The following is a 26,312-nucleotide window of genomic DNA, read 5'->3' on the forward strand; positions in this document are numbered from 1 at the left end:
AGATGGTATCTCTGCACGCCCGAGGGGCACCCGATCATGCAGGGCGCGGAACCCAGCCGCGCGGCTGCTAGGTACCAAGCCAATCGGGCGCTCTTTCTGATGCTGCTGGCCTCAGCCAGTCGTTCGGCAGGCCACGGAGATCCAGCGAGGAGCCGCTCGCGCCGAAGCGCTTCATCAACCGGATGAGGTGATGTGGCGGGCTTCACTGCGGCCAGAGCGGCGCGCTCTCCGGTATTCACTTGGCGCAACGCGGCCAAGCGCGAGCCCCTCCCGCCTAGCGCCCGACCGCGCAAGACCAGATCTCAGCTGCGCCTCGCTGCACTTCGTCAACAACAGGACGGACTCTTCGGCGGCCGGAGCGTGCTCAGCCGCGCTCAAGCTCGACGCATGTTGGCGGCTGGCTTTGTACGGCTCCGCCATTTTCCTGGAGTTCGGGCGTCTCACACCCGGAATCCGCTCTTCTGGGGAAGCTGGCTGGCCCACAAGGCGAATTCCAGCTGATGGTCGAGTGGAGTTGGCGCATTGAGAACGCGGTGTCGATCTTGTGCGGAAGTTGGAGCGAAGAGCCGCTGTGGGAGCCGACGTTTGATCTTCTCCGAACGAAATCTGTTGTTGAACTGTCCTTGTTCGGAAGGCTAGCCGACATGACAGTCGAGGTGCTTAAAGGCGCGAGACCGGACAATATGCCATTTTACCAACCGACAAAGTTCGAGTTGGTGCTCAATCGGCTGGCAGCGCGTGGGCTGGGCCTGGAGTTTCCCGCGAACTTGCTCGCTACCGCCGACGAAGTGATCGAATAACATCAGAGGTCAGCTTCTGGCCGTCGCTTCCGTTGATGCAGCGTCGATGCATGTCGGCTCAAGAGGGCAGACCGGAAATTTGCAGCCCGGTGCCAGTTCCGCGGGCTTGTGTGCCGCTCGGCGGTGCGGCTTGGCAGGTGGGAAGGAGTGGCGCTGTCGACAAAAGCACATTTGGGTGGTACAAACGCCAAATCAGTCGGCGCAGTAAATCGTTGATTTTGCTGTACTTTGGTAGATTGATGTCCAGTCCGCCCCTGGGCACCATTCCGTGTGACAAGCGCCCGGTGCTCCCCGCTTTGCCTCAACTTCCGTACAGATAGTTCGGCAGCCACAGCGTCATACCGGGCCAAAGATACATGATCACCATGCAGAGGATCACGATCAGCATGTAGGGCATCATGCCCGAAAAGATCTGGTTCAGCGTGACATGCTTCGGTGCGACGCCTTTGAGGTAGAACGCGGACATCGCCACCGGCGGCGACAGGAACGCCGCCTGCAGGTTCACGAACACCAGCACGCCCCACAGCACCGGGTCGATGCCGAAATGCTTCAGCATCGGCAGGAAGATCGGCACGAAGATGATGATGATCTCGGTCCATTCCAGCGGCCAGCCGAGGATGAAGATGATCGCCTGCGACAGGATCATGAACTGCACCGGCGACATGTTGAGCGAGAGCACCCAGCTTTCCAGCAGCGCCTGACCGCCGAGGATGGCGAACACCGCCGAGAACAGCGCGGAGCCGACGAACAGCCAGCACACCATCGCGGTCGTCTTCGCGGTCAGGAACACCGCTTCCTTGGTGCGCTTCCAGTTGAGCGTGCGGGCGTGGAACGCAAGGATGAAGGCGCCGGCGGCGCCGACGCCGGCGGATTCGGTTGCCGTCGTGATGCCGAACAGGATCACGCCCAGCACCACGATGGTGAGAATACCCAGCGGCATCACCGACGACGTCAGGAGCTTCAGCACTTCGAAACGCTCGCCGTCCATGCGCAAGTAAGAGCGCACGGTCCATGCCGCCAAAACGGCGGCCGATATCGCGAACCAGATATAGAACTGGGTGTCCGGTCCCTTTTCGGCCGGCGACAGCTCCTTCGTCTCGACCGCGCTGCCGAGCTGCTGCAGGCCTTCGACGGCCTCGCTCGCCGCGCCGGCCTGCTGGTGGATCACGACATACCACCAGACCGTGCCGAGCATGATGACGGTCAGCAGCAACGGCACCAGCGAAATGAAGAAGTGCTTCATGATCGCGCCATAGCCCACCGGCTTGCCGTCGATCTCGAGGGTCATGGCCTTTGCGGGCGACAACAGCGCCTTGAACAGGCCGACGAACAGATTCGGCGAATACAGTGTCGCGAACCTCTTGATCCATTCAGGCAGCGGGACGCGGGTCTGTTCCTCCGGCAGCGGCGGGGCGATCTTCGGGTTAATCATCGCCCAGCCGATGACATAGACGAGATAGAGGAACGCCAGGAAGAAGCCCGGGAACATCGCCGCCGCGTAAAGCTTGACCACGGACTGGCCGGCGACCGCGGCATAGACGATGATCATCACCGAAGGCGGGATCAGGATGCCGAGCGTGCCGCCCGCGGTGATGACGCCGGAGGCGAGTTTTACGTCATAGCCGGCGCGCAGCATCGGGTTGAAGGCTATCACGCCCATCAGCACCACCACCGCACCGACGAGCCCGGAGGCGATGCCCCAGAACGTGCACACGATCAGGGTCGCAACGGCGAGCGAGGCAGGCAGGCGGCGGAAGGCGAGCTGGATCGAATAGAACATCTTGTCGACCAGCGCGCCGCGCTCCATCACGTAGCCCATCAGCACGAACAACGGGATGGAAATCAGCACGTCATTGGTCATCGCACCGTAGGTGCGTTGGACCATCAGCTCGAAAACCTTGTTGTGCGTCCAGCTCTGCGACGGGTCGTAGAAGGCGATGAAGCCAAAGAACATGCCGAGGCCCATCAGCGTGAAGGCCGTGGCAAAGCCCATCATGATGACGACGACGATGAGCGTCAGCATCAACAGGCCAAGTGCCGGGTCGCTCATGTGTTCAGGTCCCCACCCATACCACGCTGCCGCGCCATTTCATCGATGCGCGCCGCGCCCTCGATGGCGAGCTTGCGCGATTCCTCGTCCACGAATTCAGAGTGTGCGAGCTGTTCCTCGATGACGTCGGTCTCGGCGACGTCGGCAAGCCGGCTCGGCCATTCGCCGGTCGTCAGGCACACGATGCAGCGGATGATCTCGCCGATCCCCTGAAGCATGATCAGCGCGCCCGCGATCGGAATGACGGTCTTGAAGTGGTAGACCGGCGGGCCATCCGCCGTGACGTTGGAATGCTCGTTGATGTGCCAGGAATCGGCGGCGTAGAAATAGCCTGCATAGATCAGCGCAGCGATGCCCGGAATGAAGAAGACGAAGTAGAGAATGAGGTCGAGCGCGGCCTGCGTTCGCGGCCGCATCGAGGAATACAGGAAGTCGCCGCGGACATGGGCGTTCTGCGCCAGCGTATAGGCGCCGGCCAGCATGAACAGCGACCCGTACAGCATGTTCTCGGCGTCGAAGATCCATGCCGTCGGCATGTTCACGGCGTAGCGTTTGAACACCTCGATACAGACGACGCCCATCAGGACGATCATCAGCCAGGCGGTCGCCTTGCCGACCCAGGTGGAGATGCCGTCGATCGTGTGCAGTAAACTCTGGACGCTCATGTGATGCGGCCGCCTCGGCGAAAAGAGGATAGCTGAACGTAGCACAAGGCACCGCCCAGGTGATGATCCGGACGGTGCCTTGCCGGTATTATTTCGCCGCTAGAGCTTCTTGGCCGCCGCGTTGGGCCCGAAATAGTGGTCGTAGGCCATGCGGCGGTTCACCACCGTATCCTGCTCCCACTGCGTCGCGCGCTTGGCGAATTCGATCTGCGACTGCACGATCTCCTTGAACAGGGGATTCTCCGCCGCTTTCTTCTTCACCACGCTATCATAGATCTCAAGCTGCTGCTTCAGGATGGCATCGGGAGTCTTGTAGAACTTGACGTTGTCCTTGGTCTGCAGCTCCACATAGTCCTTGGAGTAGCGGTCGATCGCCTTCCAGGACATGTCCGCCGAAGCCGCGTCCACCGCGTTGGCGATGATCGCCTTTATCTTGTCCGGCAGCGCGTTGTACTTGTCCTTGTTGAACGTGATCTCGAACTGCTCGGCATTCTGGTGATAGCTCTGCAGCATGCAGACCTTGGAGACGTCGGGGAAGCCAAGCACGCGGTCGGAGGTGGCATTATTGAACTCCGCCGCGTCCAAGAGGCCGCGGTCCATGGCAGCTACGATTTCGCCGCCGGGCAGCGCGTTCACGGCCGCGCCCATTCCCGAATACACATCGATGGAGATTCCGACAGTGCGGAATTTCAGACCCTTGACATCCTCGGGCTTGGTGACCGGCTTCTTGAACCAGCCGAACGGCTGCGTCGGCATCGGCCCGTAAGGGAATGAGACCACGTTGGCGCCGATCGATTCATAGAGTTTTGCGAGCAGCTCCTTGCCGCCGCCGTAGCGGTGCCAGGCCAGCAGCATGTTGGCGTCCATCGCAAAGCCCGGACCCGATCCCCACAAAGCGAGCGCCGTCTGCTTGCCGTAGTGATAGACGAGCACGCCGTGGCCGCCGTCGAGCACGCCCTTGGATACCGCGTCGAGCAGGCCGAAGGCAGGCACCACGGCGCCGGCGGGAAGCACCTCGATCTTGAGGTCGCCGCCGGTCATGTCGTTGACTTTCTTGGCGTAGTCGAGGGCGTATTCGTGGAAAATGTCCTTGGATGGCCAGGTGCTCTGCCAGCGCATGCTGATCGGGCCCTGCGCACTGACGATGGCCGGCGCGGCGACCGTGGCGGCGGCGCCAGCGGCAGCAACTTTCAGGAAGCGGCGTCGACTGGACGTACCTCCTTTACCTGATTTGGTCATGGCTTCCTCCCTCTGGTGTGGCGATCCGTTGCGGATCACCCTGTTTTATGAGGAGAAGACAAAGACGCGCGCCGGGGTTTGGCAAGAATGTTCCCGGTGATGCGACGCTACGACGCGGATTGCGGTAATGACGCGCCGCAACCGGATCACGAAGCATCGCTACTTTTCAGAACGGCAGATCATCGGAATTTTGAATGAGCATGAGGCCGACGTTTCGGCCTCCGATCTGCCCCAAGCATGGCGTCAGCGCCGCCAGCAGCTACAAATGAAAAGCGACGCTCGGCGGGATGGAGGTGTCGGAGGCCAAGCGGCCGAAGACGCTCGAGGACGAGAACACGCGGCTGAAGCTGTTGCTGGCCGGCGCACAGGCAATGCGGCCTAAGGACGTTCTGGAAGGTGGACTGCTGTTACAGCCAGGCCGGGATGAGATCCGCGCACGCGGTTCAGGTGCTTGTGTCTTAATTGTATAGCTAATTCAATGGCATACGAGTTCGCAATTTTGTCCTGAATGGCGCACCATGCCCCTGACGTCGGACTTCCCCGAGATGTGGCTGCTCTTGAGCCACTATCCTGGTTCGCTATACGAGACCGGCTGCCGCTGATATGATCTCTCGCTATTGGGACGGTAAACGGCAGCTCGCCACCGTACCTTTTTCTGCGATGCCGGCCTTCTGATCGGATTCGATCCCGCTCGCGCGCTTTTCGCTTCGGCTCGACAAGAACGCCGAACAAATTCGTCAATGGCTGCCGCTGTCCCCGCTCACATTGGGAGATGTGCCATGGCTGCATCGGACTGGCGTCTCGAAGGCGAATGGATGAAGAATTGCAATTGCGCGTTTGGCTGCCCCTGCGATTTCAACGCTCTACCGACCCTCGGCTATTGCAAAGGCATGGTCGGCATGCGGATCACCACGGGGCATTTTGAGGGCGTCAAGCTCGACGGCATTTGTTTTGCGGTCGTGGTGGACTTTCCGGGCGCGCTGCATCAAGGCAACGGCAAGATGCAGCCCATCGTCGACCAGCGCGCCACGCCGGAGCAGCGACAGGCGCTGTTCAACATTTTGTCGGGCAAGCATTCGGCGGAAGGCACGCTGTTCCACATTTTCAGCCTGATCGTGACGACGATTCACGATCCGGTTTTCGCGCCGTTCGAATTCTCCTTCGACAAGGATGGCCGTGTCGCAAAACTCGTCGCCGGCGATCTGCTCGAGACCGAGGTTGAGCCGATCAAGAATCCCGTGACCGGTGCTCCGCATCGAGTTCAGGTGGTCATGCCCGAAGGCTTCGAGCACAGAGCTGCCGAGGTCGCGTCCGCCAATATCCGCTCGACCGGCGCGATCCTATTCGAGACCCAGGGCACGCACAGCTCGCTCGCCAATGTCGTACAGACGCCCGAGGGCGTTGCGGCGTGATGCAGCGCTGACACCGAGGCCGTACCATCGGTGTCAGCTCGTTATGTTCCGGGGAGCGCGACAACGCGCGTCGTGAAGGATGAAGGTCCGGCTCCCGGATTCGTCACTGCGCTGGCGGTCAACCAATGCACGGGCCCGCGATACTGGAACACCTGCTCTCCCGCGATCGCTTGATCGTCGCGATCGGGACTGCCGCTGTGGCGGCGCTCGCCTGGGCCTATCTTGCGGGCGGCGCCGGCATGGACACCGACATGATGGCCGAGATGCCGGACATGGCCCCGATGCCGTGGACGCTGCGCTCTGCCGCGCTGCTGTTTGCGATGTGGTGGGTGATGATGATCGCGATGATGGCGCCGAGCGCGGCGCCCACCGTCCTCTTGTATGCGACCGTCAGGCACAAGCACGAGACGGCACCCCGCGCGGCAATCGATGCCTGGATCTTTCTCGCCGGGTACCTCGTGACATGGGCAGGGTTCAGTCTCGCAGCAGTCCTGGCGCAATGGGTGCTTGAACGCCTCGGCCTCTTGTCGATGGCGATGGCAAGCACCAGCGCGGTTTTGGGCGGCGTCATCCTGCTTGCCGCGGGACTTTACCAGTTCACGCCACTCAAACACGCCTGCCTGAGGTACTGCGAGAGCCCGCTATTGTTTCTCAGCCGGCATTGGCGGCCCGGCACGCGCGGGGCATTCCGCATGGGGCTGCGCCACGGCAGCTACTGCGTCGGCTGCTGCTGGTTTCTGATGGTCTTGCTGTTCGTCGGCGGCGTGATGAACCTGGTCTGGATCGTCGGCATCATGCTCTATGTCGCCGGCGAGAAGCTGCTGCCGTTCGGCCGAAGATTGAGCTATGCGGCAGGCGCGATCCTCGTCCTGTCGGGCGCAATCGTTCTTGCGCGCGCGGTGTGAGGCCTGAACTGGGGGGCCGCTCAAATGCTGCTCCCAATATGCCAATATCGCGCGGCTGCTCAAAAACGGCTGACTTCCGTGATCATACGGACGCCGCAAACCTAAGAATTGAGCATTGTTCCAACCAAAATTTAAGGCTGTCCCGCTTAACTTCGGCGCCATGGACAGGCCCGCGTCCGGTTCCCGGCCGGGCCGCCCCGGTGCAAGGCGGAGAGAGGCGGTGCTATTTTCGGCGATGAGCTCTGCACTGCCTTTGTGGCTGACGCGGGGATTGGGCAGGGTAATGCTCACGAGATCAATTCGCAGGGCGGCGTTGACGATTCTGCGCAATGCCCCGCTGCAGATCGCATTCTTCTTCCTGCCCCTGGTCTGGATCGGCTACATCGCGATTACGTCATCGGAGCGGGCGGACGCGGTCGGGCAGGCGCGGTCGCACGGCGACAGCGTCGCCGAACTGTTCGAGGAGAACACCGAACGCATCTTCGAGCGCGTCGATCAGTCGTTGCTGGTGGTGCGAACGCTCTACGCCCAGGAGCCGCTCACCTTTAGTCTGAAGTCATGGTCCACAAGGCCCGCATTGCGACCGGCGACGTGGTTCAGTTCGCGCTGATCGGACTGGACGGCTACATGATCAATACGACCACGGGCTATTCGGGCCCGCCGCTCTATCTTGGCGATCGCGAGCACTTCATCAATGTCATGGCGCAAGCCGATGACCGCCTCTACGTCGCCACCCCAGTGCTGGGGCGGGCGTCGCACAAATGGACCATCCAGCTCGCGCGAAAGCTGTTCGACCTTGCCGGGAATCCGGTAGGCGTGGCCGTCGGCTCGCTCAGCGTCGACGTCGTCGGCAGGTTTTACGACACCGCAAAGCTCGGCGTCGGAGGAACGCTGGTGCTCAGAAATGCGAACCACGTCGTGCTTGCCGCCCGGGGCGTGGACCAGGGCTCCGTGCTGGGACAGCGCGCGCCGAGCCGCGTCGAGGGTGAGCTGGGGGACGGCTTCTATGTGCAATATTGGAACGAGAACCGCCCGAACCGCAGCGACCGGCTGATCACCGCGCGCAGGTCGCGCGCGTTTCCGCTCATCTTCACCGTCGGCATTTCGGAGCAGGAGATTTATTCCCGCTCCGCTTTCAGGCAGAAGGTCTATCTCGGCGGCGCGCTGCTGCTTACGTTCATCATCCTGGCCGCGACGACATTCCATTGGCGGCGGCAGCAGGCGCTGAATCGCGCTCACCGCGAGCTGCGCGATTTTGCCAGCAAGTTCGAGGATGCGCTCAGGACCCTTCCCCAGGGCTTGAGCATGTTCGACGGCCGTGACTGCCTGATTGCGTTCAACCGGCAGTGGCTCGAACTCTACGGACTCGTACCGGAAGACATTCGGATCGGCATGGACTTCCGGGAGGTGTTCGCAAAGCAGACCGCCGTGCTCGACGTCGAGGCGTACCTCGTCGATTTGAAGAACCGGCTCGCCCAGTCGGAGCAGATCTCGAACACTGTGCAGTTTCCCGATGGACGGGTCGTCTACATCTCCTACGGCCGGCGCGAGGGTGGCGGCTGGGTTGCTACTCATGAGGACATCACCGAGCGCAAGGCGTCGGCGGACCGCATCGAGCGGCTGGCGCATTACGACAGCCTGACCGCTCTTGCCAATCGCAACCTGTTCAAGGAGCGCATCGACCAGGCGCTGGCCCGCTCGCGCCGGCTGGAGCCCGCGTTCGCGGTGCTCTTGCTCGATCTGGACAAGTTCAAGTCCGTCAATGATGCGCTTGGCCATCAATGCGGCGACGCGTTGCTGAAGCAGGTTGCCGACCGGATCAAGGCGCAAATTCGTGACGTCGATACGGCGGCGCGAATCGGCGGCGACGAGTTTGCCGTGATCGTGGCGCCGGGCCGGGCCGCGTTGCGCGACGGCGCTGAGAGCCTGGCGGCGCGGCTGGTCCAGGCCATCGCCGAGCCCTATCACATCGATGGCCATCCCGTCGTGATCGGCTGTAGCATTGGCCTTGCGCTCGTGCCCGAGCACGGCACGCGGGTCGACGAGATACTTCGCAACGCCGATCTTGCGCTCTACAGGTCAAAGAATTCCGGCCGAAGCTGCTTCCACGTCTATTCAGCGGAGCTCAAGGCCGAAGCGGATCAGCGCAACGTACTCGAGATCGAGCTGCGTGAAGCGATCTGGCGCGAGGAGATCGAGGTGTTTTATCAGCCCGTGATCGAGCTCGGCACCGGTCGGGCAAAATCGGTCGAGGCCCTGGCGCGCTGGCATCACAGCAGCAGGGGCTACATTCCTCCGGCGGAGTTCATTGCGGTGGCGGAGGCGGGGGGCTTGATCGTCGAGCTCGGCAATCAGGTGCTCGCCAGGGCCTGTCGCGATGCGACGAGCATGCCGGCCGACGTCAAGGTCGCTGTCAACCTCTCCGCTCTGCAATTTGCCGGCACCGATCTCGTCGATAACGTGACGTTTGCGTTGGCGCAGAGCGGACTCCCGCAAACCCGGCTCGAGCTCGAGATCACTGAGAGCGTATTTCTCGCCGACAGTGAGGAGAACCTCAAGACGCTCCAGCGCCTCAAGGCGCTCGGCGTCTCCATTGCCCTCGATGATTTCGGTGTCGGATACTCGTCATTGTCCTATCTGACGGCGTTTCCGTTCGACAAGGTCAAGATCGACAAGTCATTCATCGACAGGATCGATCGCTGCGAGACCGTCGCCGTGCTGAAGTCCATCGTGCAGCTCGCGAAGACGTTGAAGCTGTCGATCGTCGCCGAGGGGGTGGAGTCCTCCGAACAGGTCAGACGGCTCCAATCACTCGGCATCCCGCTCGGCCAGGGGTTCCACTTCAGCAAACCAGTGCCGCTCGCCGACTTGTCCTGGCAGGTCCCCGTGGCGCGCCGGAGACGACGTGTGGCGTGAGACGGGGCGAGTGGGGACAGGTCGCGCACGGAAGAGCGGCTGAGCAGGCGACTTTCGTTCGCCAAAGTTGTCTCGTATTGTTGATGGCTTGCCAGGATGGGGCTTAGGCGGGCCCCTATGGCACGTTCGGCTTCGGCTGAAACCGAAGCATCGCGCCGCGCGCAACTAATTCTCGAGCCAGATTTGCGCCCGCCTTCCTGGCACTTCGCTTGCTAAATCAACCCTAAATCCAGGCCTCAGCAGGGAGGCCGTTTCAGGTTGAGGCAAAGCGATGCAGGAAGTGTCCCGTTCTGGTGCTACCGGTGAACTCAAGCTGGACGCGTTGATCGCCGATTTGTGGTGGCGCGTTCGGCTCTTGAATACCGATATTCTCGAGGAGGAGGCCAAATCCGGGGTGTTTGACGTGCAGCAGCCGACATATCCGCTGCTTGCGCTTAATCTTCGAGCGCGGCGCGACAATCTGGTCTCCACGATCGGCGTGCTCGAGGAGCGTGCGAAATCAGTGTCGGAAGCGGCTTGAGAGCGGACTTCGGCTGCGGCGGCGATGACTACCAGTTCACCCGCAGCGTGCCGGTGCCGGCATAGCTGGTGCCATGGTTCGCAAACTCGCCGTCGAACTTGGCAAGCAGGGACACGCCGTTCGCGAAACTCAACTCCGCGCCGGCGGATGCAAGCGCGGAATCTTTCACCGGACCTGCGCCATTCACCACGAAGCTTGCGCCGGGCAGCGCCTGGAACACGGCCGTCAGCGAGGGATCGCTGACCCAGTCATGCGCCCAGGCAAGCCGGCCGCGCAACGTCAGGACCGCGGACGGACCGGTCACGGCCAGATGGTCGACGCGCGCGCCCAGCTCGCTGCGCAGGTCGGTTGCGGAGCGGGCATCGTAGGTCAGGCCGAAGCCGCCGCCGCCAAGGTCGGTCTCGGTGTAGTTCGGTGTGCGCAAGCCCTGCGCTTGGAGCGCGCCGTAGGGCGTGACGGCGGATGCGGGCGTGCCCAGCCGATAGCCGGTCTCGAGACGGGCGCCGATGCTCCGGGCGTTGAAGCTCGCGGTGAGATGATCGCCGAACGGCGCGAAGCGATCCGTCGACATCCAGTGATTGGCGAAGGCGAGCGAGGCGGCGAGATATGCCGGGCCCGAACGTACCGCGCCATAGACGCCGGCTTGAAAGGCATCGCTCTTGCCGCCGCCAAGCCCCTGCGCGAGATCCCACTTGGTGCCGCCGCCCGAAAGCGCGAAGCCGATCACCGCGTCGCGGCTGAGACGATAGTCGAGGCCGGCGGCGACACCGGCTACGCTCGCCGTCAGATCGTGGCTGCCGATGACGATGGGATCACCGCTCGTCTTGTTGTAGCCGCCGAAGCCCGCGCCCCAGGCGGTCCAGCGCTGCTCGAAGCCGGGAGGCGGCGATGCCTTGTACGCCGGCGCCTTCATCACCTTGGCATAGGCCAGCGCGATGTCCTCGGGCAGCGCGTCACGATCCGGCGCAAGGCCGAGCGCGAGGTTGCTCGCACCGTCTGCGCCGCCGCGGCCGTCGACGAAGGGATCGAGCATCAGACCGAGGAATTGGCCCATGAAGCGGAACGCGCTCTGCTGCGCGCCGGTTGCGGCTTCGCCCGACAATTGCGACAAGGCGTTGGCGAGATTGCCGCCGGTGAGCCCGTAGATGCTGACGAAGCCGGGCGGCAGCGCGCCGCCATTGTTGAAGTAGGTGTTCAGCCCGTTGGCGACGTTCTGCTGATTCTGGTTGAGCCCGCTGGCGCCGAGCTGGCCGATAAGATTCAATATCACGTCATTGCCGGCATAGCCGAGGCTGGCCTTGAACCCCGTGGGCAGACTGCTCGTCGTCACGCCGTCGAAGGTGGTGCCGCCCAGCCCGCCCGCGGCCGAAAGGATCGTGTAGCTGCGCGTGACGTAGCTTCCCGCCGCGAACGAGGCCTGCACCGTGCCGGCCAGCGATGCCGCGCCGCCGGCGGTCACGTTGGCCTTCGAGGCGTTCGACGGATCGACCTGCACGAGGTAGAGCGCGCCGGACTGGAAGGCGAGGTTGCCGGCGACGGTCATGGCGCTGCCGGGCAGGCCGGAGCCGGGCGCGAACCTGCCCCCTGCATTGATCGACGTGTTTCCGACCGTGCCGGTCCCGGTCAGGGTGCCGCCGTTGTTGACGGTGGTGAGGGTTGATGCGGCGATCGAGCCGTTCACCACCAGCGTGCCATTGACCGTCGTGGCGCCGGTGTAGGTGTTGGCGCCGGACAAGGTCAGGATGCCGGTATTGCTCGTAAATGCGCCCGCGGCCGCGGCCACAAGTCCGGTCGCGCCGGTAATGGCACCGCTGGATTGACCGCCGCCGATATTGATCGCTCCGTTGTCGCCATTGACGGTGCCTGCCGCCTGGAGATTGCGGACGTTTTTCACGCCGGTGCCGAAATCGAGCGTCGCCCCCGCTGCGACGTTGGTCGCGACGGCGATGCTCGCAAAATTGCTCAGCGTGCTGCTGGCCGGCGCAGCACGCAACGTTCCGCCGAGAACGTCGAGGGTGAAGACGTTTGGACCGTTGAAGGCGGAAGGTAAGTTGTTCCATACGATGATGCCGGTGTTGCCGGATTCACCGAACTGGATCGCCGCAGCATTGGGAGCGGTGCTGAAGGCACCTCCGAGATTCAGCGTAACACCGTTTGACGCAATGATGTGCGCGGTGCCGCCGCTATCGACCACGAAACCTTCCGAGAGCGTGCCGCTGACATTTGCCCGCAAGGTCCCGCCCTGGAAGTGGACAAAGCCGCTGCCGAGAGCATTGAGATTCTCCAGCACGACCGTTCCGGCGGTCAGCCGTGTCTGGCCGGTATAGGTGTTGGCGTTGTCCAGCTGGACCGTGCCCGCGCCGATGAAGTTCAGATCGCCGGCGCCCGTGATGGTGGTGGCGTTGCCGAACCGAAGGAATTGACCGGCGGCCACGTTCACGTCGAGGCTCGAACTCAGATTGATATTGACCGGGCCGACGGTGTCCGCCGAGCTGGCGAACAAGGGCGTCTGCGTGTTCGAGGCGGTCACCGCCAGAAGCGCGTTGCCCGCGGCCACCTGAAAGTTGATGGTGCCGGCGGCCCCAGCGGAGTTGGCGATCACGTAGCGCGTGGCGGACTGCAGGCGGAGCGTGCCGATCGTGTAGGTGTTGTTGCCGAGGTCGACGGCATAGGCGCCTGCAGGCGGCGTGCCGCTGAAGACCGCTTCCGCGCCCACGGCGTTCGGCACCGTGTTCGGCGACCAGTTGGTAGCCGTTCCCCAGGCGCCGCTGTTGCCGTTGCCCGATATCCCGATCCACACGCTTTGCGCCGAGGCCAACTCAGGAAAGGACGACAAAGCCGTGGTGACGAGCAGGGCTCGCCCGAGCCGGGATGTGTGACGAGGCGCACAACTCGATGCGAGCGGCAGGCGGGAAGAAAGCGACATCGCTCCGTCACATAAGCCTGTTGTGCGATCCTGAACCTTCGCTGGTGCACCAATCCTTGGCGCATCCGGCCCTTCAGGATCCGAATGTTTCTGACGAGTTACGATATCTGGCTCGGCAAAACAGTGGCAATAAAGAACAATCGATGGCCTGCAGCAAAAGCGCGAGAGTGGCAATACGGCCACGATACACTTCGAAATTGGGCATATGTTCAGGTGGAGATTCCCGGTCGTCGTTCGCGGCTAGGGCTGACGCGACATTGATTGTGTCCATGGCGTCTCGAGTTGCACGTTTCCGCGATGCAACCTCAATTCGTGCGTGATATTCTCACTTTCGGGACGGAATTGACTGTCCCCGCATTGGGAAGAACATGGTTCATGACGTTGTCGCCACGCTTGGTCGCTCGTGCCGGCGTCGCCATCCCGTCGATTGCCCTGCTGCTGTGCGGCTTGAGTGGCACGGCGATGTCGCAACCGACGCCGACCGGAGCCGACACCCAGCTTCCCGGTGTCACCGTCGAAGCACCGAAGCAGATGGCGAGACCTCACAAGCCGGTGCATCATGCCGCCATTCGCGGCAACAGGTTGGTCTCTTCGACGCCGTCAACGGCCGTGCCGACGTCGGACGTCGCGAAGCTTGCCAAGCTCGCCGCCACCACGAACGACTGCGTCGAAGGCTGCCAGTCGAGCTTCAAGTCGGGCGACAAACCCACGATCACCTGCGCATGGCGCTTATGTCATTCGCGATCGTGAGGTCTGAGCACGAGCCACGCCCGCGCTCTCATGCTATTGCTGCCTCCGCAACGACGTGAGGCCGCCATGCTCCCCATTCCCGCCGACATCTTCACCGAGCGCGAGGACGCCTCGCCCGACGGCCTTGCCAATCTCGGCCCGCTCCGCCGCCTCGCAGGCCGTTGGCAGGCGGACAAGGGCATCGACATCAATCCGAAGGCGGAGGGTCCGGAGCGGCGGACGTTCATCGAGCGCATCCGCATGGACCCGATCGATCCGCAGGCCAACGGGCCGCAGCTCCTCTATGGGCTGCGCTATCACATCCACATCAACACGCCCGAGGAAGACATCACCTTCCACGACCAGGTCGGCTATTGGCTGTGGGAGCCCGCGACCGGACTGATCATGCAGACGCTGGCCATTCCGCGCGGTCAGGTGCTGCTGGCCTCGGGCAAGGCCGGGCCTGATGACAGGACAATCTCCGTCACCGCGAAGCGCGGCGACACCGCCTACGGGATCTGCTCGACCGATTTTCTGGAACAAGCCTTCCGCACCGATGCTTACCGTTGCGATATCACCTTCAACGACGACGGCAGCTGGACCTATCTGATCCAGACCGAGTTGTTCGTGCGCGGCGCGCCGTTCAATCATCGCGACACCAACACGCTGCAGCTGGTGGCGCCGCCGGAGCTCAATCCGCTCGCGGCGATCGTCAACGATCGCGCCAAGGAGAATGCGCCCGGCAATGGCTCAGCGGCCTGAAGCGCTGCCCGGAGGCTTGCATGAAACCGTATGTCATCTGCCTGATGCACTCCAGCCTCGATGGCCGCACCCACCCCAGCCGTTGGCGACCGAAGGGGGCGGGGACGGACTGGTTCGAGAAGATTCATGACGAGCTCGGCGGCGATGCCTGGGTGATCGGCCGCGTCACCGGGTCGGAGTTCGCCAAGGGCCAGCCCTATCCCGTGAATGACGCGAAACTCCCGCGCGAAAACTGGTTCGCGCGGCGCGACGCGAAAACCTATGGCGTCGTGCTCGATGCGCAGGGCAAGATTGGCTGGGGCCGCTCGGACATCGGTGGCGACCCGATCGTCGTCGTGCTGACCGAGAGCGTGCCGGATTCGCATCTCGCGGCGCTGCGCGGCGAGGGCGTATCCTACATCTTTGCTGGCAAGTCCGAGATCGATCTGGCGCTGACACTGGACATTCTCGCCCGAGAGCTAGGCGTGAAGCGCCTGCTGGTGGAAGGCGGCGGCGTTGCCAATGGCGCGTTCCTGCGTGCCGGTCTCATCGACGAATTCAACCTGATCCTCAGCCCCGCGATCGATGGCGCAACGGGCGCGCCCTTCGTGTTTTCTTCGACGGAGGGGGAGGGCGACAAGCGCGCGCCGATCGCCGCGATGACGCTGGAGAGCACGCGCGAGCTCGGCGGCGGCGTCCTGCTGCTGCGCTATCTGATCAAGAACGATCCGCAAGCCGCGAATCGGTAGCGCGCGGCCATGCCCGAGATAACAGAGCATATCGTCATCGTCGGCGCAGGCGCGGCCGGCCTGATGGCGGCGCGCGAGCTGGCGCGTGCCGGCCGCAAGGTCACGGTGCTGGAGGCGCGCGGGCGCTGCGGCGGCCGCATCCATCCGCTGCCGGCTGAAGAGTTCGGCTATCCCGCTGCGGGCGGCGCCGAATTCGTTCATGGCGAGGCGCCGGTCACGCGCGGACTGCTGCGCGAGGCCGGGCTGTCGCTGCAGGAGATCGAGGGCGAGCAGTGGAGCTTCGACGGGACGACGCTCTCGCGCGAACAGGGCGACGATCCGCACGAGGCGGAGCTTCAAGCCGTGCTAAGGGACTTGAAGGACGATCTCACCGTCGCCGAGTTCCTGCGCCGGCATTTTGCCGGGGATGATTATGCGCCGATGCGCCATTCGATCGGGCGGATGGTCGAGGGCTATGACGCGGCCGACCCCGAGCGCGCCTCGACGCTGGCACTGCGCGAGGAATGGATGGATGGCGGGCACGCGCCGCAGGCGCGCATCGATGGCGGCTATGGCGCGCTGATCGACTTTCTGGCGGCGGACCATTCGCTCGCGGCGCCTATTCCTGGGCGACGCCGCGGACGCGCGCGGCACAAGCGATCCTCGCGCGTGCCGACGGCCTGGTGTTGTTCTCCGGTGAAGCGCTCTATCGCGGAGCTGACATGGGCACGGTGGAAGCCGCCCTGGCGAGCGGCCTGGAGACGGCCGGGATGATCCTGCGGAAATCAGGACGTCAATAAAAAGGCCCGCATCTCTGCGGGCCTCATCTCTCACCAGCGACTGCCGCCGAAGCCGAATGTCACGCTGGGGCCGCCGCCGCCGTAATATCCGTACGGCCCGCCGCCGTAATAGCCGTGATGCCTGGGGTAATAGCCGTAGCTCCGGTAGTGCGGACGGTAATAACCGTGATGGTGGTGATGATGGCGCCAATGATGGCGATGGCCGTGATGGTGGTGCCGGTGCTGCGCACTGATGTCGGTCGATTGGCCGGCCGGCGCGTTCCGCTTCGCGCTTGAATTGTCGGCCGCGTTCGCCGCCGATCCGCCGGCAAGCGCCGCAGCTCCGACCGCCATCGCGACAATGAGATACTTCATGTCATCACTCCAGTTGAATGTCGTGTGACAACAGATGGGCCTTCGCCGCGTTCCGGCCAGTGCAGGCGTCGAAACGACGCAGTATCGCGATGCCGCGAATCGCTCATGAGTGGGTTTCGTGAGATTTATTGTCGCATCAACGGGGTTGATCGCATTGCTGCCATCACTTGGCCGCGAATGACGCGCTCGCGTCCCCAGTGGACCCGATGCGGGCGAACTCGCCATTCAGATTCGATCGCATGGATGTCCTCGGCGGCTGGAAAAGGCGTTCGCGTGACGACCGACGGCGCCACTGGCGCCTGCGGGCGCCGCTATCGCGGCGCTGCCAGTGGCAGGCTGACGTGAAAGACGGCGCCCCCCGACGGTACGTTTTCGGCCCAGATACGCCCGCCATGCGCCTTGACGATGGTATGGGCGATCGAGAGGCCGATGCCCATGCCTTGCGCCTTGGTCGTGAAGAACGGCTTGAAGATCTCGGTCACCTTTTCCGCGAGGATCCCGTCACCGGTATCGGCGACGGAGACGAGGGCCACATTGCCATCTGCGAGGCTGGTTCGGCCGACGACGCGGCGCCGCTTGTCCGGTAGATGCGCCACTGCATCTATGCCGTTCACGACGAGATTCAGAATGGCCTGCTGGAGCTGGATCTTGTCGGCCTTGACGCGGATCTCTCCGGATGAGGGCTCGGTCACCAGCTCGACATCGTGCGTCAGCGCCTGCACGGAGAGGAATCGAAAGACCTCGCCGACCATCGCATTGAGGTCGAGCTCGCGCCGTTCGGTCGGGTCCCGCTTCAGAAACGCGCGCAGCCGGCTGATGACCTCCGCGGCCCGCTGATCGTCCCGGCAAATGTGGTCCAATATGTCCCTGACCTCGTCGAGGTTAGGCGCCGGATTCCGCAAGATCTGCTGGGCCGTCTCGGCATTGATCAGGATGGCGGCAAGCGGCTGGTTCAGCTCGTGGGCAAGCGAGACCGACATCTCGCCCGCGGTTGCGCGGCGATTCAAGTGGGCAAGCTCCGACATGCGCTGACGCGCCTCGACCTCCGCCACGAAGCGCAAGCGGCGCTCGCGCAGCAGGATGGCGATCATCAGCGCCTGCACCAAAACGACGCTCGCGACGATGGTGGCGTGCCAGTGATACTGCTGCCAGAAGGTCTGTTCACGGAAACGGATCTCGCTGCCGGGGGGCAGGTTGGCTTCATTCACGTTCCAGCGTCTCAGCTCCCGCCAATCGAAGATCGGTTTCACGTTGTCTCCGGCGAAGGGGACGATGCTCGACGGTGCTTCGCCGTCGAGGATCCGCGTTGCCACTTCGCCGGCCTCCCGTCCGATCATTTCGGGCAGCAGCAGAAATCCGCCCACACCGGAACGCCCGAGGAACGTATCGGACGTGATGATGATCGGGCGGTTGGCCTTTTCGGCGACGCGTGCGAGCGCCGAGGCCGGCGAATAATAGGTGCCTTCGCCGTCGGAATACATCGCCGAGGTCAGGATCGCAGAGCGGGCAGGCAGGGAGGCGAGGTGTTCGCGGACCTCGCGCAGCACTGCGCCGGACAGATCAGTGACTTCGAGGTCGGGCATTGCGGCCGCGAAATCCTGCTTCCACTGTCCGTAGGTCAGCGGATTCTTCCAGGCCTCGCCGACGAGCACGACATGGTTCAGGTCGGGCACGACGGCGCGGGCTGCGGTCAGCAGCTGCGCCGGTCGCACCCGTGCGAAGACGGCCGTCGTGTTGGGCAGGAAAAGCGCGCGCGTCTCGGGCAGATCGGGCACGAAGCCGTAGACGACGGGCGCGCCTGGCCAGATCTCCTGCTTGCGCTTCTGAAGGAATTTCGCCGACGCAACGCCGATCGAAACGATGACGTCGATCGGCCGCTGCGCATATTTGGTCCTGAGGTGGCCGACCAGGCTCTCTTCATAGCCGGGTCCCGGGAAGCGGGTGAGATCGAGGCTTTCGCCGTAGGTCACCGTGTGAGCCGTCCCGCTCTGCTTTGCGGCGGCGCGAATGCCGGCAAAGATCTCGGAATAAAACGGTGAGCGGAAATCGGCTTCTTCGAGCACCAGGATCGAACGCTGCCGCTTGCCGTCGGCCGCGATGCATTCACGCGACAGGCTTGCGAGCAGGCAGACGATCAGGATGCGCACCAGCCCGGTGATCATACGCGTTGCTGGACCGTCGGCCCGCCCCCATTGCAGTCGCGCCTCCGCGATGAGGACGCGTGCGCGAGCATAACCGGCTGACCTGGAGTTTCAACGGAGCGATGCGCGACGGTTGCGCTATCACGCAAGGCGGGACGAAGTGCCGCTACTTGAAAGGATCCTGGATCGACGGCGACGACTGGCGGATGCGGCGCACACTCACCGGCTTACCGTCGGAGACGAACAGCAGTTCATATCGACGGCCTTCGTTGTCGGTCGCCGAGCAGGTGACGTCGTTGACCTTCCTGGCGGCGAAATTGCCGGTCTGGCGGCAGAGGCCGGTAGAGGTCTGCTCGGCCGGCACCGGCAGGCCGTCGACCTTGGGACGGTGCTTGGAGTTGAGCAGCATGCGGTCGATCGGCAGCTCGTAGGAATTGTCGTCGGCGCGCTTGCCGTTCTCCCCGGAGAACGACACCACGTGGCTGTCGTCGGAGGGATCGTCGACCGCGACCGCGAAATTGACCCGGCCCTTGTCGCCATGGGCGTAGGCCACCGTCTTGCAGGCGAAGGTGCGGCCGGCGACCTTGAAGGTCTTGCAGTGACCGGACATCAGCGCCAGCAGGTCGATATAGGCGTTCTGCGGCGCCGGAGGATTGTGGACCGGGATCGGGGCGGAAGTTTCGGCAAAACAAGGGCTTGCCGAAGCGGCGAGGGTGGCGGCCAAAGCCAGCATGGCGGCCAGCGGCGGTCGGCAGAGGCGCATCGGAGGGCTCACGTGCCAGGGAACCAGGGAAAATTTCCGCATCACAACCATCGAACCGCAGATTGGTTGCGATCCCGTTTGTCCTGCAAGTCCCGTCTGGAATACCACCGCGCCACCCCAACGGCGAATTCGCCAAAATCGCCCACCCCGTCCCGCCAGCACTTGCCGTCAGACCGGTGTTTTTTTCGTGGCGAAGCTTAGCCCATCGCCGTCTGCCAGCGCCTGTCGCGCAGGGACGGCCGGCGGTGCAGGCGGGCGTCCAGCAGGTCGCGGGCACGGGGCAGCTCACCGCTGCGCATGAGCGCGACGACAAAGGTGTCCTCGATCAACTCGCGCTGGGCATGGCTGCCGCCGATCCGCACGACCTCGCCGAGCACCGGCGCGAGCGTTCGCACGCATGACGCGTAATCCTCATCCGCAAAGGCCGCCAGTGCGCGGAAGATCGCCGGCACGACGGGGCCGGCCGGCAGCTTGCCCTCGGCGAGCCGCTGCTCGATGGTCGCAAGGCGCGTGGTGAGTGCCGCGCGGTTTTGCGTCGCGGCCGCGAACAGCGCCATGTGGACGTCGGCGAAAGACAGGCTCGACTTCGGAAACAGTTTTTGCGCGGCGTTGTCGGCTTCCTGCCACAGCGGCCTCGGCACGGTGTGGCCGTAAGCCGACAGGCGCCAGAGCAGCGAGGCGGCGTCGGTGATGACGTTGAGCGGCGGCGCCTGCGTGGCCAAGGGCTGGAGCACGTCGGCATAGATCGCGAGCGCGCGTGCCGCATCGCCATGCTCGAGCGCGCCGAGCGCCTGGTGCCAGCGGATATGGCCGTGCAGCAGTCCGGCGCGGTCGTAAGTGGGGATCCACTCGTCGACGAGGCGGTCGGCCGCTTCGATCGAGCCGTCCTCGAACATCGCATGCAGCACCGCATGCGCGGCATGGGCGTTCGCCCGGCGCAAATTGAAGCCGCGCTCGGTCACGCCGCGGCCGCGCGCGACGTCGCCATTCTCGGTCATCGCCCAGCCATACATGGTGAGGAACCACCAATCCTCGCCGTAATGCTGCTTGACGCGCTCGCATAGCTCATGCCGCGCGCGGTCGTGATCGGCCATGCCGGAGAAGGCGAACAGGCCAAACGCGCCGAGCGGCAGCGACAGCACCAATGCATCGCGCGGCCATTCGTCGATGTGCTTCAGCGTCGATGCGATCGCCTCAGGCAAGCGGCCCTCGATAGCGAGCGCCAGCGTCTCGACATGCGCGCGCTCGCGCTCGGTGCCGCGCTTGGCCACCAGCTCGCGCGCGAGCGCCGCCTTGCCTCGGGCGAGATCGCCTTGCTGGTAGAAAGCGTGCACGCGGGCGCGGGCGATATGGGGAAGCGCGAAATCCGGGTCAGCCGCAATCGCGCGCTCCAGAGTCTCCGCCGTGCCGGTCCACCCCGCAAGCATGAGGTCGACGCCTTCGCGATAGGCGCTTGCTGCCGCATCGGATTCGGTGGAGAGCGGCAGGCCGTAGCGGTCTTGATGCGCCATCGTCGTCTCCAAGAGTTCACGCCGTCCGGGCGCGGCGACCTTCGATCGGGTATGCGGGATCGTTGTAGCCCGGCGTCGAGGGATGGCCCGGAACGACCAACCGGTCGATCAGTGCCTCGTCATCAGCGGTGAAGCGATAGTCGAGCGCGCCGATGTAGCCGTCCCCCTGCTCCTCGGTGCGTGGGCCGGCGACGATCGAGGAGACGAAGGCGGAGTTGAGCACCCAGGCGACCGCGAACTGGCCGGCGGTGATGCCTTTCTTCTCGGCGTGAGTCTTGATCTCCTGCGCGAGCTGGAGCGATTCCGGCCGCCATTCGGTCTGCATCATGCGGGTGTCGTTGCGGCCCGCGCGTGTTTCCTTGTCCGGGATGGCATCCGGCTTGTATTTGCCGGTCAGCACCCCGCGCGCCAGCGGGCTGTAGGGCACGATGCCGAGGCCGTAATACGAACAGGCCGGAAAATGCTCGACCTCGGGCATGCGGTTCATGGCGTTGTAATAGGGCTGGCTCACCGCGGGACGGTCGATCCCGAGGCGGTCGCAGATGTTGCAGATCTCTGCAACGCGCCAGGCGCGGTAGTTCGAGACGCCGAAATAGCGCACCTTGCCCGCGCGGATCAAATCGCCCATCGCGCGCACCGTCTCCTCCAGCGGCGTCGCATGGTCTTCCTTGTGCAGATAGTAGATGTCGATGTGGTCGGTGCCGAGCCGCTTCAGGCTCTCGTCGGCGGCCTGCAACATCCAGCGCCGCGACAGCCCGCCGCGATTGGGATCATTGCCCATTGAGTTGGCGAGCTTCGTGGCGAGCACCCAGGCGTGGCGATCACCGGCAATGGCACGGCCCACGACCTCCTCGGAGCCGCCCTTCGAATAGGCATCCGCCGTGTCGATGAAGTTGACGCCGGCATCATGCGCCTTCGCGATGATCCGCTTGGACGCGGCTTCATCGGTCGGCCCGCCGAACATCATGGTGCCCAGACAAATCGGCGAAACCTTCAGGCCAGAGCGGCCGAGCTGGCGGTATTGCATGGGCTGTTTCCTCGATATTTGAATGGAAGGCAGCATAGCCAGCAACGCCCGTCATTGCGAGCGCAGCGAAGCAATCCAGAGCTGCGTCCGCGGAACGATCCTGGATTGCTTCGCTGCGCTCGCAATGACGAGGTTGAAGGACGATCGTGCCCCACACCCGGTGTCATCGCCCGACTTAATCGGGCGATCCAGTATTCCGAGGCGGATGCGATTGAGCGGAGAAGCCGCGGCGTACTGGATTCCCCGCTTTCGCGGGGAATGACGGCGGTGGGTGTGGTTGGAGCGGTGGTCTGACTGCGCGCCTACCCCGGCCCCTTCAAGATCTTGAACACACCATTCGCCATCACGATGCAGCGACCATCCACCGTCACCTCCGTGCTCATGAAGATCAGGCTGCGCGTCGAACGCACCACGCGCGGGCGGGAGATCAGGATGTCGCCGATCTGGCCGGCCTCGACGAAATGGGTGTCGAGCTGCACCGTCGCCATGAACTCCTTGCCGGAGACATAGCGGGCGGTCATGCCGCAGGTGCGGTCGGCGAAGGTCATCATCACGCCGCCCTGGACCATGCCGCGGCGGTTGTGGTGCTTGTCCTCGGTCGCGAGCGCGAATTCGTAATGGCCGTCGACCTTGCGCTCCCACAGGGGCCCGATCAGGTGCATGAAGCCCGTGGTCTCCAGGATGCTCCAGCCGTCCGATTTCAGCCTTGCGGCGGCCTTGTTGATCATGTCGTCGTCCGTTCCTGTGCGGGCCTTGCGATCTCGTTTCATCGGGGCCGCACGTGGTGTAGTCAAGCATCATGAGACAATTCGACGATGCCACACGGCGGAATATCGCGGCAGCCTGCGCCGCCTTCACGCGTCTGCCGGAAGGGGAAGCGCCGGCGACGTTGAAGCGTGCGGCGGTGGCGGTTGCGCTGACCGCGAGCGAGGGCGACGACACCGCATTCCTGCTCACGCTACGCGCATCGCACTTACGTGCCCATCGCGGCCAATGGGCCTTGCCGGGCGGACGCTGCGACGCCGGCGAGACGCCGGTCGAGGCGGCCCTGCGCGAGCTCGACGAGGAGCTTGGCCTCCGCCTCGCCAGTGCGGAGGTGCTCGGCACGCTCGATGACTATCCGACCCGCTCGGGCTATCTGATCACGCCGGTGGTGGTGTGGGCTGCCGACAGTGCCGCGATCAAACCAAACCCGGACGAGGTCGCTTCCGTCCATCGCATCGCGCTCGACACCATCGAGCGCGATGACGCCTTCGATTTCGTCGCGATCCCCGAGAGCGCGCGCCGCGTGATCCGCTTCCATCACCAGAAAAGCCTGATCCACGCGCCGACCGCGGCGCTGATCTACCAGTTCCGTGAGGTGCTTGCGGGCCGGCACACCCGCGTGGCCGAGCTGGAACAGCCGGTGTTCGCCTGGAGGTGACGCAAGGGACGAAAAAAATAGGTAAACGGCGCGTTAACGTGACGGTTACCGGATGCCTGCTAAGAGGGCAGCATGCATCATTCGATTCGAAATAGCCTCTCTCGACATAGCCTTGCGCTGGTTCCACTCGCGCTCGCCTTGCTCGCGCCCGCCGCGCGTGGCGGCGAGGCCGACGCGCTGCCGCCCGCAGTCCGCGATGCCAAAGCTCAGATGCTGTCGCAGTTTTTTGCCCAAGGCGGCGCCTCGCCGGCCGTGCTCGAATATCGCCGCAAGCTCGCGGAATATCAGGCGGCGCGTGCCGCTTTCGACGCCGAGGCCGGGGCCTATTGGAGCCAGATCTCCGAGAAGCGGAAAGGCCGCAACGCCAAGCGGCGCAGCGGGCAGCAGGCGACGCTCGATGATTACGTGCTGGAGCATCCGCCGCTCTATGACGGGCCGAAGAAGCCGGTGAATCCGGAGCCTGAGGAAACGCCGGATCGGCCCGTCAAAAGGCCGATCCCAGTTGTCGCTGATTTCCTGCGCGCGGCGCAGGAGCTCTACCAGTTCACGCCGCAGCGCCCGTCGAGCGAGGTCGAGTTCAAGCGCGCCTATGCGCGCTACGCGCTCGCTTCCGGGCTGACGCGCGAGCAGGCGGTGCGGGTCTATGCGTTCGAGACCGGCGGCACCGGCAGCCACGACGTGCAGGCGGGAATCGAGCATGGCGGCAAGCGCGCGATCTCGACCGCGATGGGCTACAACCAGCTCCTGACCACCAACAGCGTCGAGCTGCTGGCCGAGCAGGGCCACGAACTCATTCGTGCGCTCTCCGAGAAGGTATCGCGCACGTCCGGGCCGGCGCGGCAGGCGCTCGAGCACAAGCTCGTCGTGCTGAAGAAAATGGTGGCGCATGCGAAGTCGGTGCCCGACACCTGGTCGGAGCATGAGAAGATCGGCAACACCGCGCAGGGCTGGGCCATGCATGCGATGGTGATCGACATCGATGTCGGGCCGATGTTGCAGACGCACAAGCTGCTGACCTCGGTGCTGTTCGCCCGCGCCAAGGGCTACAGCCGCCCGCTCACCGCGGCCGAGCTCGAGATGATGAACCTCACCGGCGACGGCACCGGCCTCGACATGGTGACGATGCCGCAGGCGATGCGCGAACAGGTGCCGACCTCGAACTTCTTCCAGCGCGGCGGCTACGAGCGCAACCCGGTCGCGATCCGCCACAACACGGTGGCCAAGCTGCTCGCCGTGACGGATGAGCGGATGGACTCGAACAGCGGCAAGGCCGGCGCCAGGGAGCTGGAAGGGGCGTTTTAGCCCTTCGCCCTGCCGCATCCTCCGCCGTCATGCCCCGGCTCGACCGGGGCATCCAGTACGCCGCGGCCTCTCGATTCAATCACGACGGCCTCTGGAATACTGGATCACCCGCTTTCGCGGGTGATGACACCGAGTGTGTGGCGATGCAATCGCCCGCCAGCTTTGTCCTTACTGATCCGGCCCGAACTTGAACTTGCCGTCGCCTTCCAGATATGGGCCGCTGCGCATGTAGAGCTGGCCGTTGTGGCCGATGAAGAACAGCGTGCCCTTCGGCACTTTCTTGGCGCCCTTCAGCAGTTCGCCGGCGTTGCTGGTGCCCATCTTGTAGGAAAAGGTCTTGCCTTCCTTGTCATAGGCGTAGCCCGTATCGGGCTTGAGGTCCCACGGCGTTGCCGGGACTTGCGCCAATGCGGGCGCGGCAAAGGCGCCGAGCGCGACTGCGATTGCAAATGGCTTGATTGAAAATGCCGTCATTCCCATCCTCCCACGGTCGGGACATTCCGGGTTTGAACAAATCACGAACGGCATGTCCGGGTCAATTTGCGAAAGCGCCGCAGCGCATCACGTCTTGCCCAGTAGTTTGTGATTTTCCCTTCGTCCCCTCGCGACTATGTTCCGCTTTCCGTCTAGAACGCAACTCGACAAAATTATTGGCAGGGATGATTCGGATGCGCCATGTGATAAAACTTTGCTGGGCTGCTGCAGTGTCGCTGACTGCGCTGGCGCCGGCCGCCCAGGCCGATGATTACCAGCTCAGCCACAACCAGCGCATCTCATGCAGCCGCGGCCTTGCCCCTGGCAAGCTGAACACGGCGACCTGCAAGTCCTACACTTATCTCTTCAACACCAAGACCTCGGAATATTTCCGCTGCCAGGTCTCCCTGGCGCTGACCCGCGACAACAAGGAAGTCATCAACGTCCAGACCGACGGCGGCTGCATCAAGAAGCCGCGCATCTTCGAGACCGACGGCCATTTTGATTTCGACGCGACCGAGACCGAGCCGCCGAACACCAATTCGTTCTTCGGCCCCGGCGGCTATTCGATCTGGGCCGCCGACGTCAGCGCGCAGAAGATCCGCGGCTGCATCACCATCTCCTCCGGCCTCGGCTCCGACATCTCCAAGTGCCTGGACATGACGTTCCAGTGAGTCGTGCAGTTGACTGTGGGCGCGATCGTCACCTCGTAGGAGGTGTGCGCCCTCCCCGCTTGCGGGGGAGGGCCGTGGTGTCACCACGACGGGACAATCCCCCAGAGGAAAAAACCCTCACCCGCGCCTTCGGCGCGACCTCTCCCGCAAGCGGGAGAGGTGAGCGAGCCCGCGGCACGCTTGAGAGTGAACCTCACGCTAGTCTCCTGCTG

Annotated in this window: 23 protein-coding genes and 2 pseudogenes; 14 read left to right on the forward strand and 11 right to left on the reverse strand. The window is 63.9% G+C overall.

The features are described 5' to 3' along the window. Window positions 1-500 precede the first annotated feature (500 nt). Entirely contained in the window at window positions 501-800 is a 300-nt protein-coding gene (locus IVB26_RS03630) for an ABC transporter substrate binding protein (RefSeq protein WP_247567240.1), read from the forward strand. Window positions 801-1,101: 301 nt separating this feature from the next. On the opposite strand, the gene IVB26_RS03635 is transcribed toward IVB26_RS03630, so the two are convergent. The 3 genes from IVB26_RS03635 to IVB26_RS03645 form a co-directional block, all read right to left on the reverse strand. Next, window positions 1,102-2,850, reverse strand: coding sequence for a TRAP transporter large permease (locus tag IVB26_RS03635; protein WP_247970614.1), 1,749 nt, complete (start codon window positions 2,848-2,850; stop codon window positions 1,102-1,104). Next, window positions 2,847-3,515, reverse strand: a complete 669-nt coding sequence (locus IVB26_RS03640) for a TRAP transporter small permease subunit (RefSeq protein ID WP_247970615.1) — start codon at window positions 3,513-3,515, stop codon at window positions 2,847-2,849. Before IVB26_RS03640 ends, IVB26_RS03635 begins: the two co-directional genes overlap by 4 nt. Before the next feature lie 99 nt (window positions 3,516-3,614). Continuing rightward, a complete protein-coding gene (locus IVB26_RS03645) occupies window positions 3,615-4,754 on the reverse strand; it encodes a TRAP transporter substrate-binding protein (protein WP_247970616.1) in 1,140 nt (379 codons plus the stop codon). 127 nt (window positions 4,755-4,881) lie between these two features. On the opposite strand from IVB26_RS03645, the pseudogene IVB26_RS03650 reads away from it, so the two are divergent. From IVB26_RS03650 to IVB26_RS03685, 6 genes and pseudogenes are all read left to right on the forward strand, one after another. Next, window positions 4,882-5,119: pseudogene (locus IVB26_RS03650) on the forward strand (transposase); the annotation flags it as partial. Between the two features lie 414 nt (window positions 5,120-5,533). Then, window positions 5,534-6,166, forward strand: a complete 633-nt coding sequence (locus IVB26_RS03655) for a DUF1326 domain-containing protein (protein WP_246927988.1) — start codon at window positions 5,534-5,536, stop codon at window positions 6,164-6,166. Between the two features lie 125 nt (window positions 6,167-6,291). Beyond that, window positions 6,292-7,071 carry a DUF2182 domain-containing protein gene (locus IVB26_RS03660; protein ID WP_247970617.1) on the forward strand — a complete coding sequence of 260 codons (780 nt, stop codon included), beginning with the start codon at window positions 6,292-6,294 and terminating at the stop codon, window positions 7,069-7,071. Window positions 7,072-7,384: 313 nt separating this feature from the next. Then, window positions 7,385-7,681, forward strand: coding sequence for a hypothetical protein (locus IVB26_RS03665; protein WP_247970618.1), 297 nt, complete (start codon window positions 7,385-7,387; stop codon window positions 7,679-7,681). Beyond that, complete coding sequence (locus IVB26_RS43090) at window positions 7,630-9,987, forward strand: bifunctional diguanylate cyclase/phosphodiesterase (protein ID WP_276578706.1); 2,358 nt, start codon at window positions 7,630-7,632, stop codon at window positions 9,985-9,987. Before IVB26_RS03665 ends, IVB26_RS43090 begins: the two co-directional genes overlap by 52 nt. A 271-nt stretch (window positions 9,988-10,258) precedes the next feature. Next, window positions 10,259-10,507 (forward strand): hypothetical protein, encoded by a 249-nt coding sequence (locus tag IVB26_RS03685; protein ID WP_247970619.1) that lies wholly within the window; start codon window positions 10,259-10,261, stop codon window positions 10,505-10,507. A gap of 28 nt (window positions 10,508-10,535) precedes the next feature. Here the strand turns inward: IVB26_RS03685 and IVB26_RS03690 are convergent, their stop codons facing one another. Next, window positions 10,536-13,307 (reverse strand): autotransporter outer membrane beta-barrel domain-containing protein, encoded by a 2,772-nt coding sequence (locus tag IVB26_RS03690; RefSeq protein WP_247970620.1) that lies wholly within the window; start codon window positions 13,305-13,307, stop codon window positions 10,536-10,538. Window positions 13,308-13,808: 501 nt separating this feature from the next. On the opposite strand from IVB26_RS03690, the gene IVB26_RS03695 reads away from it, so the two are divergent. The 4 genes and pseudogenes from IVB26_RS03695 to IVB26_RS03710 all read left to right on the forward strand — a co-directional run bounded on the left by IVB26_RS03695 (window position 13,809) and on the right by IVB26_RS03710 (window position 16,431). Then, complete coding sequence (locus IVB26_RS03695; RefSeq protein ID WP_247970621.1) at window positions 13,809-14,183, forward strand: hypothetical protein; 375 nt, start codon at window positions 13,809-13,811, stop codon at window positions 14,181-14,183. 66 nt (window positions 14,184-14,249) lie between these two features. Beyond that, window positions 14,250-14,924: an FABP family protein gene (locus tag IVB26_RS03700; protein ID WP_247970622.1), complete on the forward strand. Its 675-nt coding sequence runs from the start codon at window positions 14,250-14,252 to the stop codon at window positions 14,922-14,924. A gap of 20 nt (window positions 14,925-14,944) precedes the next feature. Next, the gene (locus IVB26_RS03705) at window positions 14,945-15,652 is read left to right on the forward strand and encodes a RibD family protein (protein WP_247970623.1); all 708 of its coding nucleotides are present in this window, start codon (window positions 14,945-14,947) and stop codon (window positions 15,650-15,652) included. 9 nt (window positions 15,653-15,661) lie between these two features. After that, window positions 15,662-16,431: pseudogene (locus IVB26_RS03710) on the forward strand (FAD-dependent oxidoreductase). Window positions 16,432-16,461: 30 nt separating this feature from the next. Here the strand turns inward: IVB26_RS03710 and IVB26_RS03715 are convergent. From IVB26_RS03715 to IVB26_RS03740, 6 genes are all read right to left on the reverse strand, one after another. After that, window positions 16,462-16,785, reverse strand: coding sequence for a hypothetical protein (locus IVB26_RS03715; RefSeq protein WP_247970624.1), 324 nt, complete (start codon window positions 16,783-16,785; stop codon window positions 16,462-16,464). A 311-nt stretch (window positions 16,786-17,096) separates the two neighbouring features. Continuing rightward, entirely contained in the window at window positions 17,097-18,947 is a 1,851-nt protein-coding gene (locus IVB26_RS03720; RefSeq protein ID WP_247970625.1) for a sensor histidine kinase, read from the reverse strand. A 145-nt stretch (window positions 18,948-19,092) separates the two neighbouring features. Then, window positions 19,093-19,689, reverse strand: coding sequence for a hypothetical protein (locus IVB26_RS03725; protein WP_458309357.1), 597 nt, complete (start codon window positions 19,687-19,689; stop codon window positions 19,093-19,095). 197 nt (window positions 19,690-19,886) lie between these two features. Beyond that, window positions 19,887-21,200: a tetratricopeptide repeat protein gene (locus IVB26_RS03730; RefSeq protein WP_247970626.1), complete on the reverse strand. Its 1,314-nt coding sequence runs from the start codon at window positions 21,198-21,200 to the stop codon at window positions 19,887-19,889. A gap of 16 nt (window positions 21,201-21,216) precedes the next feature. Then, window positions 21,217-22,227, reverse strand: a complete 1,011-nt coding sequence (locus tag IVB26_RS03735) for an aldo/keto reductase (protein ID WP_247970627.1) — start codon at window positions 22,225-22,227, stop codon at window positions 21,217-21,219. A gap of 302 nt (window positions 22,228-22,529) precedes the next feature. After that, a complete protein-coding gene (locus tag IVB26_RS03740; protein ID WP_247973052.1) occupies window positions 22,530-22,955 on the reverse strand; it encodes a PaaI family thioesterase in 426 nt (141 codons plus the stop codon). A 71-nt stretch (window positions 22,956-23,026) separates the two neighbouring features. Here IVB26_RS03740 and IVB26_RS03745 point away from each other — a divergent pair, with 71 nt between their 5' ends. After that, on the forward strand, window positions 23,027-23,650 hold the full coding sequence (locus IVB26_RS03745) for an NUDIX hydrolase (protein ID WP_247970628.1): 624 nt from the start codon (window positions 23,027-23,029) through the stop codon (window positions 23,648-23,650). 72 nt (window positions 23,651-23,722) lie between these two features. Then, window positions 23,723-24,952 carry a hypothetical protein gene (locus IVB26_RS03750; RefSeq protein WP_247970629.1) on the forward strand — a complete coding sequence of 410 codons (1,230 nt, stop codon included), beginning with the start codon at window positions 23,723-23,725 and terminating at the stop codon, window positions 24,950-24,952. A 168-nt stretch (window positions 24,953-25,120) separates the two neighbouring features. Here the strand turns inward: IVB26_RS03750 and IVB26_RS03755 are convergent, their stop codons facing one another. Then, entirely contained in the window at window positions 25,121-25,426 is a 306-nt protein-coding gene (locus IVB26_RS03755) for a hypothetical protein (RefSeq protein ID WP_247970630.1), read from the reverse strand. Between the two features lie 194 nt (window positions 25,427-25,620). Between IVB26_RS03755 and IVB26_RS03760 the strand changes: the two genes are divergently transcribed. Continuing rightward, on the forward strand, window positions 25,621-26,100 hold the full coding sequence (locus tag IVB26_RS03760; protein WP_247970631.1) for a hypothetical protein: 480 nt from the start codon (window positions 25,621-25,623) through the stop codon (window positions 26,098-26,100). Window positions 26,101-26,312: the final 212 nt, after the last annotated feature.

Source organism: Bradyrhizobium sp. 195, from assembly GCF_023101665.1.
In the GTDB taxonomy this organism is placed as follows: domain Bacteria; phylum Pseudomonadota; class Alphaproteobacteria; order Rhizobiales; family Xanthobacteraceae; genus Bradyrhizobium.

Excerpts from the sequence above, each read along its gene's own strand:
- IVB26_RS03630 (WP_247567240.1), top strand. The coding sequence starts at position 501 with ATGGTCGAGTGGAGTTGGCGCATTGAGAACGCGGTGTCGATCTTGTGC.
- IVB26_RS03635 (WP_247970614.1), bottom strand. The coding sequence starts at position 2,850 with ATGAGCGACCCGGCACTTGGCCTGTTGATGCTGACGCTCATCGTCGTC.
- IVB26_RS03640 (WP_247970615.1), bottom strand. The coding sequence starts at position 3,515 with ATGAGCGTCCAGAGTTTACTGCACACGATCGACGGCATCTCCACCTGG.
- IVB26_RS03645 (WP_247970616.1), bottom strand. The coding sequence starts at position 4,754 with ATGACCAAATCAGGTAAAGGAGGTACGTCCAGTCGACGCCGCTTCCTG.
- IVB26_RS03655 (WP_246927988.1), top strand. The coding sequence starts at position 5,534 with ATGGCTGCATCGGACTGGCGTCTCGAAGGCGAATGGATGAAGAATTGC.
- IVB26_RS03660 (WP_247970617.1), top strand. The coding sequence starts at position 6,292 with ATGCACGGGCCCGCGATACTGGAACACCTGCTCTCCCGCGATCGCTTG.
- IVB26_RS43090 (WP_276578706.1), top strand. The coding sequence starts at position 7,630 with ATGGTCCACAAGGCCCGCATTGCGACCGGCGACGTGGTTCAGTTCGCG.
- IVB26_RS03685 (WP_247970619.1), top strand. The coding sequence starts at position 10,259 with ATGCAGGAAGTGTCCCGTTCTGGTGCTACCGGTGAACTCAAGCTGGAC.
- IVB26_RS03695 (WP_247970621.1), top strand. The coding sequence starts at position 13,809 with ATGACGTTGTCGCCACGCTTGGTCGCTCGTGCCGGCGTCGCCATCCCG.
- IVB26_RS03700 (WP_247970622.1), top strand. The coding sequence starts at position 14,250 with ATGCTCCCCATTCCCGCCGACATCTTCACCGAGCGCGAGGACGCCTCG.
- IVB26_RS03705 (WP_247970623.1), top strand. The coding sequence starts at position 14,945 with ATGAAACCGTATGTCATCTGCCTGATGCACTCCAGCCTCGATGGCCGC.
- IVB26_RS03715 (WP_247970624.1), bottom strand. The coding sequence starts at position 16,785 with ATGAAGTATCTCATTGTCGCGATGGCGGTCGGAGCTGCGGCGCTTGCC.
- IVB26_RS03720 (WP_247970625.1), bottom strand. The coding sequence starts at position 18,947 with ATGATCACCGGGCTGGTGCGCATCCTGATCGTCTGCCTGCTCGCAAGC.
- IVB26_RS03725 (WP_458309357.1), bottom strand. The coding sequence starts at position 19,689 with ATGCGCCTCTGCCGACCGCCGCTGGCCGCCATGCTGGCTTTGGCCGCC.
- IVB26_RS03730 (WP_247970626.1), bottom strand. The coding sequence starts at position 21,200 with ATGGCGCATCAAGACCGCTACGGCCTGCCGCTCTCCACCGAATCCGAT.
- IVB26_RS03735 (WP_247970627.1), bottom strand. The coding sequence starts at position 22,227 with ATGCAATACCGCCAGCTCGGCCGCTCTGGCCTGAAGGTTTCGCCGATT.
- IVB26_RS03740 (WP_247973052.1), bottom strand. The coding sequence starts at position 22,955 with ATGATCAACAAGGCCGCCGCAAGGCTGAAATCGGACGGCTGGAGCATC.
- IVB26_RS03745 (WP_247970628.1), top strand. The coding sequence starts at position 23,027 with ATGAGACAATTCGACGATGCCACACGGCGGAATATCGCGGCAGCCTGC.
- IVB26_RS03750 (WP_247970629.1), top strand. The coding sequence starts at position 23,723 with ATGCATCATTCGATTCGAAATAGCCTCTCTCGACATAGCCTTGCGCTG.
- IVB26_RS03755 (WP_247970630.1), bottom strand. The coding sequence starts at position 25,426 with ATGACGGCATTTTCAATCAAGCCATTTGCAATCGCAGTCGCGCTCGGC.
- IVB26_RS03760 (WP_247970631.1), top strand. The coding sequence starts at position 25,621 with ATGCGCCATGTGATAAAACTTTGCTGGGCTGCTGCAGTGTCGCTGACT.